Annotated in this window: 13 protein-coding genes, 5 tRNA genes and 1 pseudogene; 3 read left to right on the forward strand and 16 right to left on the reverse strand. The window is 55.4% G+C overall.

Annotated elements, in window-relative coordinates; genetic code table 11:
- Positions 1–3: 3 nt before the first annotated feature.
- Positions 4–1,551, forward strand: coding sequence for a multidrug efflux MFS transporter permease subunit EmrB (gene emrB, locus ACF8PE_RS22180; protein ID WP_032613566.1), 1,548 nt, complete (start codon positions 4–6; stop codon positions 1,549–1,551).
- A gap of 79 nt (positions 1,552–1,630) precedes the next feature.
- On the opposite strand, the gene luxS is transcribed toward emrB, so the two are convergent.
- From luxS to mltB, 15 genes are all read right to left on the reverse strand, one after another.
- Positions 1,631–2,146 (reverse strand): S-ribosylhomocysteine lyase, encoded by a 516-nt coding sequence (luxS, locus tag ACF8PE_RS22185; protein WP_032613568.1) that lies wholly within the window; start codon positions 2,144–2,146, stop codon positions 1,631–1,633.
- Between the two features lie 151 nt (positions 2,147–2,297).
- Positions 2,298–3,842, reverse strand: a complete 1,545-nt coding sequence (gene gshA, locus ACF8PE_RS22190; protein WP_392495300.1) for a glutamate--cysteine ligase — start codon at positions 3,840–3,842, stop codon at positions 2,298–2,300.
- Positions 3,843–3,913: 71 nt separating this feature from the next.
- On the reverse strand, positions 3,914–4,342 hold the full coding sequence (locus tag ACF8PE_RS22195) for a YqaA family protein (RefSeq protein WP_032613573.1): 429 nt from the start codon (positions 4,340–4,342) through the stop codon (positions 3,914–3,916).
- Positions 4,339–4,905 (reverse strand): fructose-1-phosphate/6-phosphogluconate phosphatase, encoded by a 567-nt coding sequence (gene yqaB, locus ACF8PE_RS22200; protein ID WP_151586284.1) that lies wholly within the window; start codon positions 4,903–4,905, stop codon positions 4,339–4,341. The genes ACF8PE_RS22195 and yqaB overlap by 4 nt, the downstream gene beginning before the upstream one ends.
- Before the next feature lie 248 nt (positions 4,906–5,153).
- A tRNA-Arg gene (locus ACF8PE_RS22205) sits at positions 5,154–5,230 on the reverse strand.
- Positions 5,231–5,427: 197 nt separating this feature from the next.
- Positions 5,428–5,504 (reverse strand) — tRNA-Arg (locus ACF8PE_RS22210).
- Between the two features lie 65 nt (positions 5,505–5,569).
- A tRNA-Arg gene (locus ACF8PE_RS22215) sits at positions 5,570–5,646 on the reverse strand.
- Between the two features lie 196 nt (positions 5,647–5,842).
- Positions 5,843–5,919 (reverse strand) — tRNA-Arg (locus ACF8PE_RS22220).
- A gap of 4 nt (positions 5,920–5,923) precedes the next feature.
- Positions 5,924–6,016, reverse strand: a tRNA-Ser gene (locus ACF8PE_RS22225).
- 342 nt (positions 6,017–6,358) lie between these two features.
- Positions 6,359–6,544, reverse strand: a complete 186-nt coding sequence (csrA, locus tag ACF8PE_RS22230) for a carbon storage regulator CsrA (RefSeq protein ID WP_000906486.1) — start codon at positions 6,542–6,544, stop codon at positions 6,359–6,361.
- A 241-nt stretch (positions 6,545–6,785) separates the two neighbouring features.
- Entirely contained in the window at positions 6,786–9,413 is a 2,628-nt protein-coding gene (alaS, locus tag ACF8PE_RS22235; RefSeq protein ID WP_392495301.1) for an alanine--tRNA ligase, read from the reverse strand.
- A gap of 131 nt (positions 9,414–9,544) precedes the next feature.
- Positions 9,545–10,045: a recombination regulator RecX gene (recX, locus tag ACF8PE_RS22240; protein WP_059307307.1), complete on the reverse strand. Its 501-nt coding sequence runs from the start codon at positions 10,043–10,045 to the stop codon at positions 9,545–9,547.
- Between the two features lie 69 nt (positions 10,046–10,114).
- Positions 10,115–11,173 (reverse strand): recombinase RecA, encoded by a 1,059-nt coding sequence (gene recA, locus ACF8PE_RS22245; RefSeq protein ID WP_032613584.1) that lies wholly within the window; start codon positions 11,171–11,173, stop codon positions 10,115–10,117.
- An 87-nt stretch (positions 11,174–11,260) separates the two neighbouring features.
- A complete protein-coding gene (gene pncC / locus ACF8PE_RS22250; RefSeq protein ID WP_392495302.1) occupies positions 11,261–11,758 on the reverse strand; it encodes a nicotinamide-nucleotide amidase in 498 nt (165 codons plus the stop codon).
- A 170-nt stretch (positions 11,759–11,928) separates the two neighbouring features.
- A complete protein-coding gene (mltB, locus tag ACF8PE_RS22255) occupies positions 11,929–13,020 on the reverse strand; it encodes a lytic murein transglycosylase B (protein WP_032613589.1) in 1,092 nt (363 codons plus the stop codon).
- A gap of 377 nt (positions 13,021–13,397) precedes the next feature.
- Here mltB and srlR point away from each other — a divergent pair.
- Together srlR and gutQ are read left to right on the forward strand one after the other, a co-directional pair.
- Positions 13,398–13,613, forward strand: a pseudogene (gene srlR, locus ACF8PE_RS22260) (glucitol operon DNA-binding transcriptional repressor SrlR); the annotation flags it as partial.
- Positions 13,606–14,571, forward strand: coding sequence for an arabinose-5-phosphate isomerase GutQ (gene gutQ / locus ACF8PE_RS22265; RefSeq protein WP_059307306.1), 966 nt, complete (start codon positions 13,606–13,608; stop codon positions 14,569–14,571). The pseudogene srlR and the gene gutQ, both read left to right, overlap by 8 nt.
- Here the strand turns inward: gutQ and norR are convergent.
- Complete coding sequence (norR, locus tag ACF8PE_RS22270; RefSeq protein ID WP_103792546.1) at positions 14,568–16,082, reverse strand: nitric oxide reductase transcriptional regulator NorR; 1,515 nt, start codon at positions 16,080–16,082, stop codon at positions 14,568–14,570. The two genes, gutQ and norR, sit on opposite strands and share 4 nt — an antisense overlap.
- Positions 16,083–16,230: the final 148 nt, after the last annotated feature.

The raw sequence follows: 16,230 nt of genomic DNA on the forward strand, positions 1-16,230 counted from the left end.
GTTATGCAACAGCAAAAACCGCACAAACCGTTGGAAGGCGCGCAACTGGTCATCATGACCATTGCGCTGTCGCTGGCGACCTTCATGCAGGTGCTGGACTCCACCATCGCCAACGTGGCGATCCCGACCATCGCCGGGAACCTTGGCTCCTCCCTGAGCCAGGGGACATGGGTAATCACCTCGTTCGGGGTGGCGAATGCGATCTCCATTCCGATCACCGGCTGGCTGGCAAAGCGCGTCGGGGAAGTGAAGCTGTTCCTCTGGTCTACCACCGCCTTTGTCATCGCCTCCTGGGCGTGCGGGGTATCCAGCAGCCTGACCATGCTGATCTTCTTCCGCGTGATTCAGGGGATTGTTGCCGGGCCGCTGATCCCGCTGTCGCAAAGTCTGCTCCTCAACAACTATCCGCCAGCCAAACGGTCTATCGCGCTGGCGCTGTGGTCGATGACGGTGATTGTCGCCCCGATCTGCGGCCCGATTCTGGGCGGCTATATCAGCGATAACTATCACTGGGGCTGGATCTTCTTTATCAACGTGCCGATTGGCGCAGTGGTGGTATTGCTGACCCTGCAATCGCTGCGTGGCCGCGAAACCCGCACCGAGCAACGGCGTATTGATGGCGTGGGGCTGGCACTGCTGGTGCTCGGCATCGGTAGCCTGCAGATCATGCTCGACCGCGGCAAAGAGCTGGACTGGTTCGCCTCGCAGGAGATCATCGTCCTGACGGTCGTGGCGGTGGTGGCGCTAAGCTTCCTGATTGTCTGGGAGCTGACGGATGATAACCCGATTGTCGATCTGTCGTTGTTTAAGTCGCGCAACTTCACCATAGGCTGCTTGTGTATCAGCCTTGCCTACATGCTCTACTTCGGCGCGATTGTTCTGCTGCCGCAGCTGTTGCAGGAGGTATATGGCTACACTGCCACCTGGGCGGGGCTGGCGTCAGCACCGGTTGGGGTGATCCCGGTCCTGCTGTCACCGATTATCGGCCGTTTCGCCCATAAGCTCGATATGCGTCGGCTGGTGACCTTCAGCTTCATTATGTATGCGGTGTGCTTCTACTGGCGTGCCTATACCTTTGAGCCGGGCATGGACTTTGGTGCTTCCGCGTGGCCGCAGTTCATTCAGGGCTTTGCGGTGGCGTGCTTCTTTATGCCTCTGACCACCATCACTCTCTCCGGCCTGCCGCCGGAACGGATGGCGGCGGCTTCCAGTCTGTCGAACTTTATGCGTACGCTGGCGGGTTCCATCGGTACCTCGATGACCACCACCATGTGGACTAACCGCGAGTCGTTGCACCACGCGCAGCTGACAGAATCGGTGAACGTGTTCAATCCGCAGGCGCAGGAGGTCTACAGCCAGTTGCAGGGGATGGGTATGTCCGAGCAGCAGGCTTCAGGCTGGATAGCGCAGCAGATCACCGCTCAGGGGCTGATAATCTCCGCCAATGAGATCTTCTGGCTATCGGCTGGGGTGTTCATTGTGCTACTGGGGCTGATCTGGTTCGCCAAACCGCCGTTTGGGGCGGGTGGCGGAGGCGGAGGCGCGCACTGAGTCGCCTGCCTGAAAACAAAAACGGATCTGCATGCAGATCCGTTTTTTTATGCTCGCGATTCCCGCAACTGCCTTGTGACTAGATGTGCAGTTCCTGCAGTTTATCTTTTGGCAGCGCCAGCTCTTCGTTGCTGTTAACGCGAACGTCACGCTCAAGAATATGACGTGCAATCTCCTGGGCTTCTTCCAGGGAGTGCATCTGGTATGTGCCACACTGGTAAACGTTCAGTTCCGGGATCTGGTTCTGCTCTTTGACCTTCAGCACGTCGGCCATCGCCGCTTTCCAGGCATCGGCGACACGCGTCTCTTCCGGCACACCAATCAGGCTCATATAAAAGCCGGTGCGGCAGCCCATCGGCGAGATATCGATGATCTCAACGCCATTCCCGTTCAGGTGATCGCGCATGAAACCTGCAAACAGGTGCTCCAGGGTATGGATGCCTTTCTCTGGCATGACTTCCTGGTTCGGTACGCAGAAACGCAGGTCGAATACAGTGATCGTGTCGCCGTGCGGGGTATGCATGGTCTTCGCAACGCGTACAGCAGGTGCTTCCATACGGGTATGGTCGACAGTAAAGCTATCTAATAACGGCATACGTCACCTCCGATAGTGATTTTTTTATAAAAAAATGAACTCTTCTGTTCAACGCGAGTCTGACTATATGAAAGACGCGCATTTGTTATCATCATCCCTGTTCTTCAGAGATGTTATTTTGGCCACAGCGATGTGGCCTTTTTCTTTTCTGTCAGGCCTGTTTCGCCAGAAACGCTTCAAACGACTCAGTATCCGCCGCTTCAATCTCACTCTGACGCACCACGGACGCATCGCGCTCCGCAGCAAACTCGGCTTCGCTTAATACTTCCAGCGGCTCCTGTCGCAGCATATCCCGATACTCCGCCGAAAGCGCACGACCGGTGCCGCCAATCCCCTGATCGATCATCGAACGCAGAATGCGCGCCGAGAACGTCAGCTCAGGGTTATCAAAGCTTTCGACCAGCTGGTCACACACCTGCTGATACGCTTCGCCACCGTACACGCTGTCCAGCGTTTGGGCGACACGTTTAAGGTCGCGGAACAGATCTTTACCCACCTGCTGTAACGGGAACTGCGCCGTTTGACACCCGATGCCCAGCGTCAGCCCGGGCTTGCGCCCTTCGAGGATGACCCGGTTCCAGTTGGTGCGGGTGCAGAGCAGTTCGTCAGCGCTCATCTCCGGCGCATCGGCCAGCACACACCAGACCATAAACAGATCGAGGAAGCGTACCTGCTGCTCATCCACACCAATCGGTGAGAACGGGTTGATATCCAGAGAACGCACTTCGATGTACTCAATACCGCCGCGTTGCAGAGCGTCTGACGGTGTCTCGCCGCTGCGGGTGACACGTTTTGGCCGGATCGGCGCGTACAGTTCGTTTTCGATCTGCAATACGTTGGTGTTGATTTGCAGGCGTTTACCGTCTTTCTCAAGTCCGATGTCGCTGTACGCTTCCGATGGCGTTTTGATCGCCCGCTTCAATCCTGCCACATACTCGTGCAAGTCGTTAAACGTAATTCCGAGATTGCTTTGCGACTTATTGGTATATCCCAGGTCGCTGAGACGCAGAGAGGTGGCGTACGGCAGGTAATACATACCGCAGTCAGTCTTCTCAAACGGCAGCGTGGTGGGTTTGCCCTGCAGGAAAGAGGAGCAAATCGCCGGCGATGCGCCGAACAGATATGGGATGACCCAGCCAAAGCGATAGTAGTTACGGATCAGACGGAAATAGCCTGCAGAGATGGCCTCTTTGTCCGTCTCGCCGCACTTCGCCTGCCAGAATGCCATCGGCAGTGAGAAGTTATAATGCACGCCAGAGATGGTCTGCATCAGTGCGCCATAGCGGTTCTTCAGCCCTTCACGATAGAGGGTTTTCAGACGACCAACGTTAGAGGTGCCATACTGCGCCAGTTCGATGTCCTGGCCCTGTTCGATATAGCAAGGCATGCTGAGCGGCCACATGCGTTCGTCACCCAGATTGCGGGCGCTGTGGCGGTGAATATCTCGCATAACCTTCAGCATGTGGTCAATATCGCCATCGACTGGCGTAATGAACTCAAGCAGCGCTTCAGCGAAATCAGTAGTGATCCACTTATGGGTCAGCGCGGAACCCAACGCCTGTGGATGGCTCGTCGTTGCAAGACTGCCATCCGCGTTTACGCGCAGCGTTTCGCGCTCAAGACCACGCTGAATACCCTTCAGAGCCTGAGGGTGGTTTTCCAGCCAGGCCAGTGCCTGTGATACGTCCGGGATCAATTCGACCTCCCGCCTGTCAAAATCATTTTATTTAGCATAATTGTAATGGTTCATGGTCACAAACAGTCCAATTAGTGCCACCACGTCATGCCCTGCATCGTCACCACTGCCACGAGAACGTAGCGCAGCGCCTTGCCCAGGCATAAAAAAAAGAGCACAGGCCCCCAGGAGATGCGCATCCATCCCGCCAGCAGGCACAGTAAATCACCGATTACCGGCATCCAGCTTAATAACAGCGTGGCAGCGCCATAGCGTTTTAGCCAGCCGACTGCCTTTTCCTGCCAGCGCGACGTTTTGCGTAGCGGAAAGAATCGCCCAAGAATAACGTTAGTCAGCCCTCCAAAGCTATTACCCATTGTTGCTATTAACACAAGCAACCAGGGCTGACTTACGCCGGACAACAGCATCGCCACCAGTACCACTTCCGAATTTCCCGGCAGGAGCGTGGCGCTTAAAAAACTGCTGGCGAATAATGAGGACAGTGACAGCAAGTCACTCACAGTAAGCGAACGTCCACTGCGTCCATGCCGGCAGCGTGCGCCGCCTGAATACCGAAGTCGGCATCTTCAAACACGACGCACCTGGCAGCGGGGACACCCATCAGCTCTGCACACAGCAGGAAGGTGTCCGGGGCGGGCTTGTGATTTTTAACATGATCGGCCGCGACAACCGCAGAAAAGTAGCGGCGCAGGCCAAGGTGGTTGAGTAATGCCTCTGCGATCGCGCTCTCACTGCCCGTCCCGACCGACATTGGCCGACGTCCGTGCCACTCTTTTACCACCTCGATTAATGGCAAAGGGCGCACGGTATCTAACAGCATCGCTTTTACCGCATCGGTTTTTTCACGCGCGAGCATATGGGGGTCGAGATCGGCCTGATTCAGTTCAATCACGGCCTGCGCAATACGCCAGGTAGGCGATCCGTTGAGGGCAATCATGGCCTGCAAGTCGAAACGCATTCCATAACGGCCGAGGACATCAGCCCAGGCTTTACGATGCGTTGGCTCAGTGTCCAGGATGGTGCCATCCATATCGAAGATCAAACCGTCATACTGTGCGTACATCGTGCTCTCGCAAAAGGATTACAAAGCATTACTTTATCGTAAATGATGGTTTTTGTCGCTGACAGAGAAGGTGATTGCTGACGGAACGTCGAAGGAATAAACAATGAGGAAGAAGATGGTGCATCCGGGAGGATTACTCGGCTGCGCCTTGCCCTGCGGGTCGTTGCTAAATCAACGCTATTCTCCCTGGTGCTCGCGATTATCTCGCAGAACATGAAACAACAGTTTATCTGCTATCTCGGAGAAGATGGTGCATCCGGGAGGATTCGAACCTCCGACCGCTCGGTTCGTAGCCGAGTACTCTATCCAGCTGAGCTACGGATGCATCGGGATTTACTGCTGTACTACTCGATACTCAGTATTGCTTCATAAGCAACACAAAGTAAAAGATGGTGCACCCGGGAGGATTACTCGGCTGCGCCTCGCCCTACGGGTCGTTGCTAAAGCAACGCTATTCTCCCTGGTGCTCGCGATTATCTCGCAGAGCATGAAACAACAGCCTGGCTGCTATCTCGGAGAATATGGTGCATCCGGGAGGATTCGAACCTCCGACCGCTCGGTTCGTAGCCGAGTACTCTATCCAGCTGAGCTACGGATGCATCGGGATTTACTACTGTACTACTCGATACTCAGTATTGCTTCATAAGCAACACAAAGTAAAAGATGGTGCATCCGGGAGGATTCGAACCTCCGACCGCTCGGTTCGTAGCCGAGTACTCTATCCAGCTGAGCTACGGATGCATCAGGATTTACTACTGTACTACTCGATACTCATATCACTTCGAAAGCAATATGAAGTAATAGATGGTGCATCCGGGAGTATTACTCGGCTGCGCCTCGCCCTACGGGTCGTTGCTAAAGCAACGCTATCCTCCCTGGTGCTCGCGATTATCTCGCAGAGCATGAAACAACAGTTTAGCTGCTATCTCGGAGAAGATGGTGCATCCGGGAGGATTCGAACCTCCGACCGCTCGGTTCGTAGCCGAGTACTCTATCCAGCTGAGCTACGGATGCAAAATGGCGGTGAGGCGGGGATTCGAACCCCGGATGCAGCTTTTGACCGCATACTCCCTTAGCAGGGGAGCGCCTTCAGCCTCTCGGCCACCTCACCACACAACGCCTCTTTCGAGTGCCTCGAGTAACTCGTTAAGAGCTTCTCGTCGCTGCGTGGCGCATATATTACTTTCTGGGACTTATAAGTCAAACAATTTTCCACAAGCTTTTATCGTTTGCACAAATCGCAGGCAATTCGCATGTAAAAGCCGCAAGAAGGGTGTTTTATAAGCACATTTTACTGGCCAGCTGGCAGTTATGTGGGAGTAGAAAGCGTTGTTGTGGAGGTGAAAGCTGATTGCAGAAGGTTAAAAAGAGAGCAATTGAAATCGAACGGTAACTTTTGACAAGGAATATATCGGGAGGGTTGCGTCTCGCCAGACAGCGAGACGCGATAATATCAGTAACTGGACTGCTGGGATTTTTCAGCCTGGATACGCTGGTAGATCTCTTCACGATGAACAGAGACTTCTTTAGGGGCGTTCACACCAATACGTACCTGGTTGCCCTTTACCCCTAAAACTGTCACGGTGACCTCATCCCCAATCATGAGGGTCTCACCAACTCGACGAGTCAGAATCAGCATTCTTTGCTCCTTGAAAGATTAAAAGAGTCGGGTCTCTTGTATCCCGGCATTATCCATCATATAACGCCAAAAAGTAAGCGATGACAAACACGTAATGTGTAGGTAGTCACGGCATCACAATCTGTTAAACGTAAGTTTAGCCGATATACACAAACTCAACCTGACTTTATCATTATCGATAGCGTAGAGCGCAGTACGCCATAACGTTGTCGTTATGGCGTCTGTGCACGCTTTGTAATTATTACAGTTTAGAACTTACCCAGCTTTCAACACTGGCCAGTGCCGCTGGAAGGGCTGCTGCGTCTGTACCACCGGCTTGCGCCATGTCTGGACGACCGCCGCCTTTACCGCCCACTTGCTGAGCGACCATACCAATCAGCTCCCCTGCTTTCACACGGTCGATCACGTCCTTAGATACGCCCGCAATCAGAGAAACCTTACCTTCTGCTACCGTTGCCAGAACGATAATGGTTGAACCGAGCTGGTTCTTCAGATCGTCGACCATGGTACGAAGCATTTTCGGCTCTACGCCTGCCAGTTCGCTGACCAGCAGTTTGACGCCGTTAATCTCAACCGCTTTGCTGGAGAGATTTGCGCTCTCGGCAACGGCGGCCTGTTCTTTCAGCTGCTGCAACTCTTTTTCCAGCTGACGGGTACGTTCCATCACGCTGCGCACTTTTTCGCCCAGGTTCTGGCTGTCGCCCTTCAGCAGCTGCGCGATGTCGTGCAGCTGATCGCTCTGCGCATGCAGTAATGCAATCGCGCCTTCGCCAGTGACCGCTTCAATACGACGAACACCTGCCGCCGTACCCGATTCAGACACAATACGGAACAGACCGATGTCGCCCGTACGGCTGGCGTGCGTACCGCCGCACAGCTCAGTGGAGAAATCGCCCATGCTCAGCACGCGAACGCGTTCGTCATACTTCTCACCGAACAAGGCCATTGCGCCTTTGTTCTTCGCCGCGTCGAGATCCATGATGTTGGTTTCGATCGGCAGGTTGCGACGGATCTGGGCATTCACCAGATCTTCTACCGCACGGATTTCCGACGGTTTCATCGCTTCGAAATGGGAGAAGTCGAAACGCAGCACTTTGTCGTTGACCAGCGAGCCTTTCTGCGCTACGTGCGTGCCCAGAACCTGGCGCAGCGCGGCGTGCATCAGGTGCGTCGCGGAGTGGTTCAGACGGATACGTGCGCGGCGCGCTTCATCAACGATAGCCTGAACGCCCTCGCCCACTTTCAGCGTGCCGGAGGCCAGCGTACCCTGATGACCAATCGCCTGGCCGTATTTCTGCGTGTCGTTTACCGCAAAGCTGAAATCACTGCCTTTCAGCTCGCCTTTGTCGCCAACCTGGCCGCCCGATTCTGCATAGAACGGCGTCTTATCCAGAACCACAACCGCAGACTGACCTGCGCTGATGCTGTCCACGGCTTTGCCGTCAACAAACAGAGCAGTCACTTTGCCGTTGGTTTCGAGATGCTCATAACCTTCGAATTCGCTGCTGCCATCAACACGGATCATCGCGTTGTAGTCGGCACCAAAACCGCTGGACTCACGCGCGCGGCGGCGCTGCTCTTCCATTGCCGCTTCAAAGCCTGCTTCGTCAACTTTGATGTTGTGCTCGCGGCAGACGTCAGCCGTCAGGTCAACCGGGAAGCCGTAGGTATCATACAGACGGAAGGCGGTTTCACCATCCAGCGTATCGCCTTTCAGCTTCGACAGTTCGTCATCCAGCAGGGCCAGACCACGTTCCAGCGTACGGGCAAACTGCTCTTCTTCGGTTTTCAGAACCTGCTCAACCTGTGCCTGCTGGCGTTTCAGTTCATCGCCGGCTGCACCCATCACGCCAACCAGTGGCCCAACGAGTTTGTAGAAGAAGGTGTCCTTCGCGCCCAGCATGTTGCCGTGACGGATAGCACGACGAATGATACGGCGCAGCACATAGCCACGGTTTTCATTCGACGGGATCACGCCGTCAGCAATCAGGAAGGCACAGGAGCGGATGTGGTCAGCAATAACGCGCAGAGATTTGTTGCTCAGATCGGTTGCGCCAGTCACTTCGGCAACAGACTTAATCAGGTTGCTGAACAGATCGATGTCGTAGTTGGAGTTAACATGCTGCAGTACTGCGGCAATACGTTCCAGACCCATACCGGTATCTACGGATGGCTTCGGCAGCGGCTCCATGGTGCCGTCGATTTGACGGTTGAACTGCATGAAGACGATGTTCCAGATCTCAATGTAACGGTCGCCGTCTTCTTCTGCGCTGCCCGGAGGGCCGCCCCAGATGTGATCGCCATGATCGTAGAAGATTTCGGTGCATGGACCGCATGGACCGGTATCGCCCATCTGCCAGAAGTTGTCAGACGCGTAAGGTGCGCCTTTGTTATCGCCGATGCGAATAATACGTTCGCGCGGGATACCCACTTCTTTTTCCCAGATTTCGTAGGCTTCGTCATCGGTTTCGTAAACGGTAACCCACAGACGCTCTTTCGGCAGGTTGAACCAGTTTTCACCGGTCAGCAGTTCCCATGCGTACTGGATAGCATCGTGTTTGAAATAATCGCCGAAGCTGAAGTTACCCAGCATTTCGAAGAAGGTGTGGTGACGTGCGGTGTAACCGACGTTTTCCAGATCGTTATGTTTACCGCCCGCACGCACGCAGCGCTGCGAGGTGGTTGCGCGAGAATAATTACGCTTGTCGAGACCAAGGAAGACATCCTTGAACTGGTTCATCCCGGCGTTGGTAAACAGTAAAGTTGGATCGTTGTTCGGTACCAGGGAGCTGCTGGCAACAACCTGGTGTCCCTTACTATGGAAAAAATCGAGAAACGCCTGTCGGATCTCAGCGGTGCTCTTGCTCATAATTATCCTGAAATCAAGCTAACGAAATGTCACAGCGGGTCGCTACACAACCTTTGTTGGACGGACCAGCTACTGAAAAAAGTGGGAATAAGATAAGTTTTCTTTAAAGGGAAGTAAAATCCCGCATGCGTTCATTCGGTAAAATTACGCCAGATATCCTGAATATCTTCCATTAGGAAGCCGCGATAAAGCAAAAAGCGCTGGATTTTGACTTTTTCCGAAAACTCCCGCGGCAAAGGCTCACCGTACTTCCGCACGGCTTGTTCCCGCGCCAGTTCGCACCAGTCAATGTCACATTCACGCATCGCCTTTTCGCTGGTTTCGCGGGCGATACCTTTTTGATTTAGCTCCTGACGGATGCGCGCTGGACCGTACCCTTTACGGCTGCGGCTGGCAATGAAGCGCGAGACAAACCGGGTATCGTCCAGATAGCTGTGCTCATAGCACCAGGCGACCACCCGATCGTAATCTTCTGCCGTGGCATCAATGGCTTCTGGTCCGTTTTTGCTCATTACCGGCGCGGCGAGCTTGCGGCGAAGCTCCTGTTCGCTGTGATCGCGAACGGCAAGAATACGTACAGCGCGATCTAACAGACGGTTATAAGCAGGACGACGTGCTGGGGATTCATTCATAGATAAACCTGCTGCAGTCAAAAAGCAAAAGGGCCGCACTAAGCGACCCTTGTCTATTACATCCGATTATCAGAAATCTTCGTTGGTTTCTTCAACGCCTTCGCCATCAACAGCGAACTGCGGTTTGGAATCCTGGTTGCTGAGCAGAAGCTCACGCACCTTCTTCTCGATCTCTTTTGCTGCTTCCGGGTTCTCTTTCAGCCAGGAGATAGCATTCGCTTTACCCTGACCAATCTTGTCACCGTTGTAGCTGTACCAGGCACCCGCTTTCTCAATCAGCTTCTCTTTCACGCCCAGGTCAACCAGTTCGCCGTAGAAGTTGATACCTTCACCGTAGAGGATCTGGAACTCAGCCTGTTTAAACGGCGCAGCAATCTTGTTCTTCACAACCTTCACGCGGGTTTCGCTACCCACCACGTTTTCACCGTCTTTCACGGCACCGATACGGCGGATATCCAGACGCACAGAGGCGTAGAATTTCAGCGCGTTACCACCGGTGGTGGTTTCCGGGTTACCGAACATCACACCAATCTTCATACGGATCTGGTTGATGAAGATCAGCAGCGTGTTGGACTGCTTCAGGTTACCGGCCAGCTTACGCATCGCCTGGCTCATCATACGTGCCGCGAGGCCCATGTGAGAGTCGCCGATTTCGCCTTCGATTTCTGCTTTTGGCGTCAGGGCTGCAACGGAGTCGACGATAATTACGTCTACTGCGCCAGAGCGCGCCAGTGCGTCACAGATTTCCAGTGCCTGCTCACCGGTATCCGGCTGGGAGCAGAGCAGGTTGTCGATATCAACACCCAGTTTACGTGCGTAGACCGGATCCAGCGCATGCTCAGCATCGATAAAGGCACAAGTTTTGCCCTCGCGCTGTGCAGCAGCCACAACCTGTAACGTCAGGGTGGTTTTACCGGAGGATTCTGGCCCGTAGATCTCTACGATACGACCCATAGGCAGGCCGCCAGCACCCAGTGCAATATCCAGCGAAAGCGAACCGGTGGAGATAGTTTCTACATCCATGGAACGATCTTCACCCAGGCGCATGATGGAACCTTTACCGAATTGCTTTTCGATCTGGCCCAGTGCTGCCGCCAACGCTTTCTGTTTGTTTTCGTCGATAGCCATTTTTTCCTCTCATGCCGGGTGAAACAACTGCGCTTCACCTTGGATTTCTGTTCTGTTGGGGCAATTATACTGTATGCTCATACAGTATCAAGTGTTTTGTAGAAATTGTTGCCAGAGCGTTTTTAACGCATAAACGGTGGCCTGACGACGCACGCTTTCACGGTCGCCGCTGAAGCATTCCCGCCGGGTAATCCCCTCCCCTTGCGCTGTCGCAAAGCCAAACCAGACCGTTCCGACAGGCTTTTCATCGCTGCCGCCGTCCGGCCCGGCAATGCCACTAATAGAGATAGCATAGTCCGCGCGGGCGGCACGCAGGGCACCAATCGCCATCTCGATGACAACCGGCTCGCTGACCGCGCCATGCTCGATAAGCGTGGGTTCCCGTACGCCGATCATTTGCGCTTTCGCTTCATTACTGTAGGTGACAAACCCGCGTTCAAACCAGGCGGAACTGCCAGCAATATCAGTGATCACTTTTGCCACCCAGCCGCCGGTACAGGACTCGGCGGTGGTGAGCGTGACACCGCGCTGTTTTAACGCCTGCCCGACGCTCTCACTGAGCTGCATCAATTCATGGTCAGTCATATCGTTTTGACTCCTTAAAAACGTGCAGCACAAGATAGCACTTTAGCCTGTAGATATGAGGATGAGGTGAAGGTTTTACGAGGGGGCTTCAGAAAAATTAACCTGGCCGTCAGGGTAATTTAAAAGTGAGTGGCACCACGCCACCCACTTTTCGGCAAGAAGAGGCAGCGTTAACTGAACGGCGAGCTTACGCGCGCCTGCGCCACGGCCAGCCCCAACTGCCAGACCGCCATCGCATAGTGCGTGCTGTGGTTGTAGCGGGTGATGGTGTAGAAGTTCGGCAGACCGTACCAGTACTGGTAGCCGGTACCGATATCCAGACGCAGCAGGCTGACCTGCTGATTGCCATTCAGCGGCTGCTGCGGCGTTAACCCTGCCGCGGTCAGCTGTGCGGTGCTGTAGCGGGTTTTAAAGCCGTTCTCCAGCCCTGGCGCCTGGCCGTTTGCGAGGATTGCCACCGGCTGACCTTGCGTCCAGCCGTGCTCTTTGAAATAGTTGGCGACGCTGCCAATCGCATCCTCTGGGTCCCACAGGTTGATGTGACCATCGCCATTGAAATCGACCGCATACTGCTTATAGGAGGACGGCATAAACTGTCCGTAGCCCATCGCACCGGCAAAGGAACCTTTCAGATCCAGCGGATCGTCCTGCTCGTCACGCGCCATCAGCAGGAAGGTTTCCAGCTCAGAAGAGAAATACTCCGCGCGGCGTGGGTAGTTAAAGGAGAGTGTCGCCAGCGCATCAAGAATACGGGTTTTGCCCATCACGCGGCCCCAGCGGGTCTCCACGCCAATAATCCCGATGATGATCTCCGGCGGCACGCCGTAAACCTGCTGGGCGCGGGTCAGCGCATCCTCATACTGGTTCCAGAACGCTACGCCGTTTTGCACGTTATCCGGGGTAATAAACTGTTTGCGATAGCGTAACCACGCGCCGTTCGGCCCGGCCGGTGGCTGCGTGGTCGGAGCCTGGCGGTCCATCAACCGCAGCACGTAGTCCAGACGTTTCGCCTGGGAGAGGATCTCCTGCAGCTGGGTTTTATTGAAACCGTGCTTGCTCACCATTTTGTCGATGAACTGTTCCGCCGCGGGGTTGTTGGCGAAATCGCCCCCCATCTGCATCACATTATGCTGGGGTTCCAGCAGGAAGCCGCCGGACGGGGCGCCTGCCGTTTGCTGAACCTCTTCGGTCTTCGGTTTGCTGCTGCAGGCGGAAAGCAGAATAAGCGCAGGCAATAAGGCTGCGTAACGACGCTTGAACATGACAGATCCATTCAACAAATTCGATAAGAGGCAAGTATGGTAAAGCATCCGGGACACCTCAAGGAAGAGATGCGAAGCCGCACGGCAAAATCTTTACGCGTCCAAAGCTAAATTCGTTCTCTTCTCAACCACGTCATCCTCTTCCCGCCCAAGACGGCACTCCGTTGCAGGAGTTAAAGCCTGGTGTGATCATGCCTAATGATTCGCACTGTCAGGATGCATTATCATTAGCGCTTAAATTGAAACAGGGATAATTTCGTTGTGAACGTTATAAGCTGGCGAAATTATCATTTTGCAACCCGAAGAACTCAACGCCTATGAAACCCCGTCAGTAGCAGGCGGCGATTCCCGACCCTCTGCAAAAGCAGGGAGAATACAAGGTGTTCAGCGTCAGTAAAGCGATGTGCAACGCCGCCCGGGAAGTGATCCTGATGGCCGATTCATCCAAATTTGGTCGTAAAAGCCCCAATATTGTCTGTAGCCTTGAGAGCGTCGATAAGCTGATCACCGACGCGGGTATCGATCCGGCGTTTAAAAAAGCGCTGGAAGAGAAAGGAATCGAAGTCATTGTAACCGGAGAGAGAGATGAGTGATTTTTTGTTAAACGCGGGTCGTCAAACCCTGATGCTGGAACTGCAGGAGGCCAGCCGCCTGCCGGAACGTCTGGGGGACGACTTCGTGCGGGCGGCAAACACCATTATCCAGTGCGAAGGAAAAGTGATTGTCGCGGGCATTGGCAAGTCCGGCCATATTGGTAAAAAGATTGCCGCGACCCTGGCCAGCACCGGCACGCCGGCCTTTTTTGTCCATCCGGCTGAAGCACTGCACGGCGACCTGGGCATGATCGAAAGCCGCGACGTGCTGCTGTTTATCTCCTACTCCGGCTCGGCCAAGGAACTGGATCTGATCCTGCCGCGCCTGCAGGAAAAATCGGTCGCGCTGCTGGCGATGACCGGCAAATCCCGTTCGCCGCTGGCGCTCGCCGCCAAAGCCACGCTGGATATTTCCGTGGAGCGCGAAGCCTGCCCGATGCACCTTGCCCCTACCTCCAGCACCGTCACTACCCTGATGATGGGTGATGCGCTGGCGATGGCGGTTATGCAGGCTCGTGGCTTTAACGAAGAAGATTTTGCCCGCTCCCACCCTGCCGGCGCACTGGGGGCGCGCCTGCTAAATAAAGTCCACCACCTGATGCGCACCGACGCGGCAGTCCCGCAGGTGAAGCTAAATACCAGCGTGATGGATGCGATGATGGAGCTGAGCCGCACCGGGCTGGGACTGGTGGCGGTCTGCGATGATGACCTCCAGGTTAAAGGCGTCTTCACCGACGGTGACCTGCGTCGCTGGCTGGTGGGCGGTGGCCAACTGGAGGTTAACGTCAGCAGCGCCATGACCACCGGCGGCCTGACGCTGAATGCCGAAAGCCGTGCCATCGAGGCCAAAGAGCTGCTGATGAAGCGCAAAATCACCGCCGCCCCGGTGGTGGACGAAGCTGGCCGCCTGTGTGGTGCCATCAACCTGCAGGATTTTTATCAGGCAGGCATCATCTAACCTTTCAGACCCAGACGTTTCGCCAGCCGGTGCAGGTTGGCGACGTCGGTCTCCAGCGCCCTTGCGCTCGCCGCCCAGCTGCGGCTGTTCTGCTCCAGCGTCCGGGTGATCATCTGGCGCTGAAACGCCTCCGTTGCCTCACGCAGATTCTGATGTACCACCACCGGGTTTTCCGGCATGACCGCAGGTGTGCTCTCATCATGCAGGGCGAAATGCTGCGCGTGGATCACCACGTCATTCCCCAGCCGCGCCGCCCGGGCCAGCACCACCGCCCGGTGGATGGCATGTTCCAGCTCGCGCACGTTGCCTGGCCAACCGTAACTCAGCAAATGCGCCCGCGCGCCGGGGCTAAGCACCACCCGGGACAACCCCATCCGCAACCGGCACTGTTCGCAAAAATAGCCCGCCAGCAGCACCACGTCTTCGCCCCGTTCGCGCAGCGGCGGCACCGAAAGCGGGAAGACACTCAGGCGGTGGTACAGGTCGGCGCGGAAGTTCCCGGCCAGCACCTCTTCACGCAGATCGCGGTTGGTGGCCGCCAGTACCCGCACATCGACCCGCAGGCTGCGGTCGTCGCCCACGCGCTGGATATCGCCATACTGCAAAACGCGTAACAGCTTGGCCTGTAGCGCCAGCGACAGTTCGCCAATCTCATCAAGGAACAGGGTGCCGTTATCGGCCATTTCAAACTTGCCGCTGCGGTTGCTGATGGCCCCGGTAAAAGCCCCTTTCACGTGGCCGAACAGCTCGCTCTCCGCCACGCTCTCCGGCAGGGCCGCGCAGTTGAGGTACACCAGCGGATTCACCGCTCTTGGCGATGCCTCATGGATAGCTTTCGCCACCAGCTCTTTGCCGGTGCCGGTTTCCCCCTCGATCAGCACGTTCAGGTCGGAAGCCGCGACAATCTCAATCTCTTTTTTCAGGCTCACCATGCCCGGCGATAGCCCGATCATTTCGGTATTTTTCACCTGCTCAAACACCGCCGGGCCAGCGGGCAGGCTGTTCTGGCTCTCCAGTTGCTCAATCAGCAGGGCATTGTTTAGCGCCCCGGCGGCAAGGGCGGCAATGAGCCTCAGCTCCTCGTCGCTGAAGGTATCGAACTGATCCGGTGACATACCGTCGAGGGTCAGCGCACCAATCAGGTTTTGTCCGGCAAACAGCGGCAGGCCGATACAGGCGTGCACCTTCAGGCTCTCTTGTCCGGGGATCAGCCCGTCGTAGGGGTCGGGCAGATCGCTGTCGGCCGGGAAGCGCACCACATCCCCGGCGCGGGCGATGGTCTCCAGCCGCGGGTGGCCCTCCAGGGTAAAGCGCCGCCCCAGCACGTCCTGCGCCAGCCCGTCGATCGCCAGCGGGATAAACTGCCGCCCTTCATAACGCAGCAACGCCGAGGCATCGCAATCCAGCACGTGGCGCAGGGTGGAGATCAGCCGCTGAAAACGATCCTGATGGCCGATACCGCTTTGCAATTCAATGGCGATTTTCGCCAGCACCTCTACAGAAAAACTCATTGTCGCCTCGCTGTCATTTTGACAATGCATCTTGTCATATTGACTATATCAATGACAGTCAAAATGACTACCCCTCAGGGGTTAATAATTTTTAAAATCCTTTTAAATCAACATATTAAAAAGTTGGCATGCAACCTGCAATTACCCT

Source organism: Leclercia sp. GLN_9, assembly GCF_043105735.1.
GTDB lineage: Bacteria > Pseudomonadota > Gammaproteobacteria > Enterobacterales > Enterobacteriaceae > Enterobacter > Enterobacter adecarboxylatus.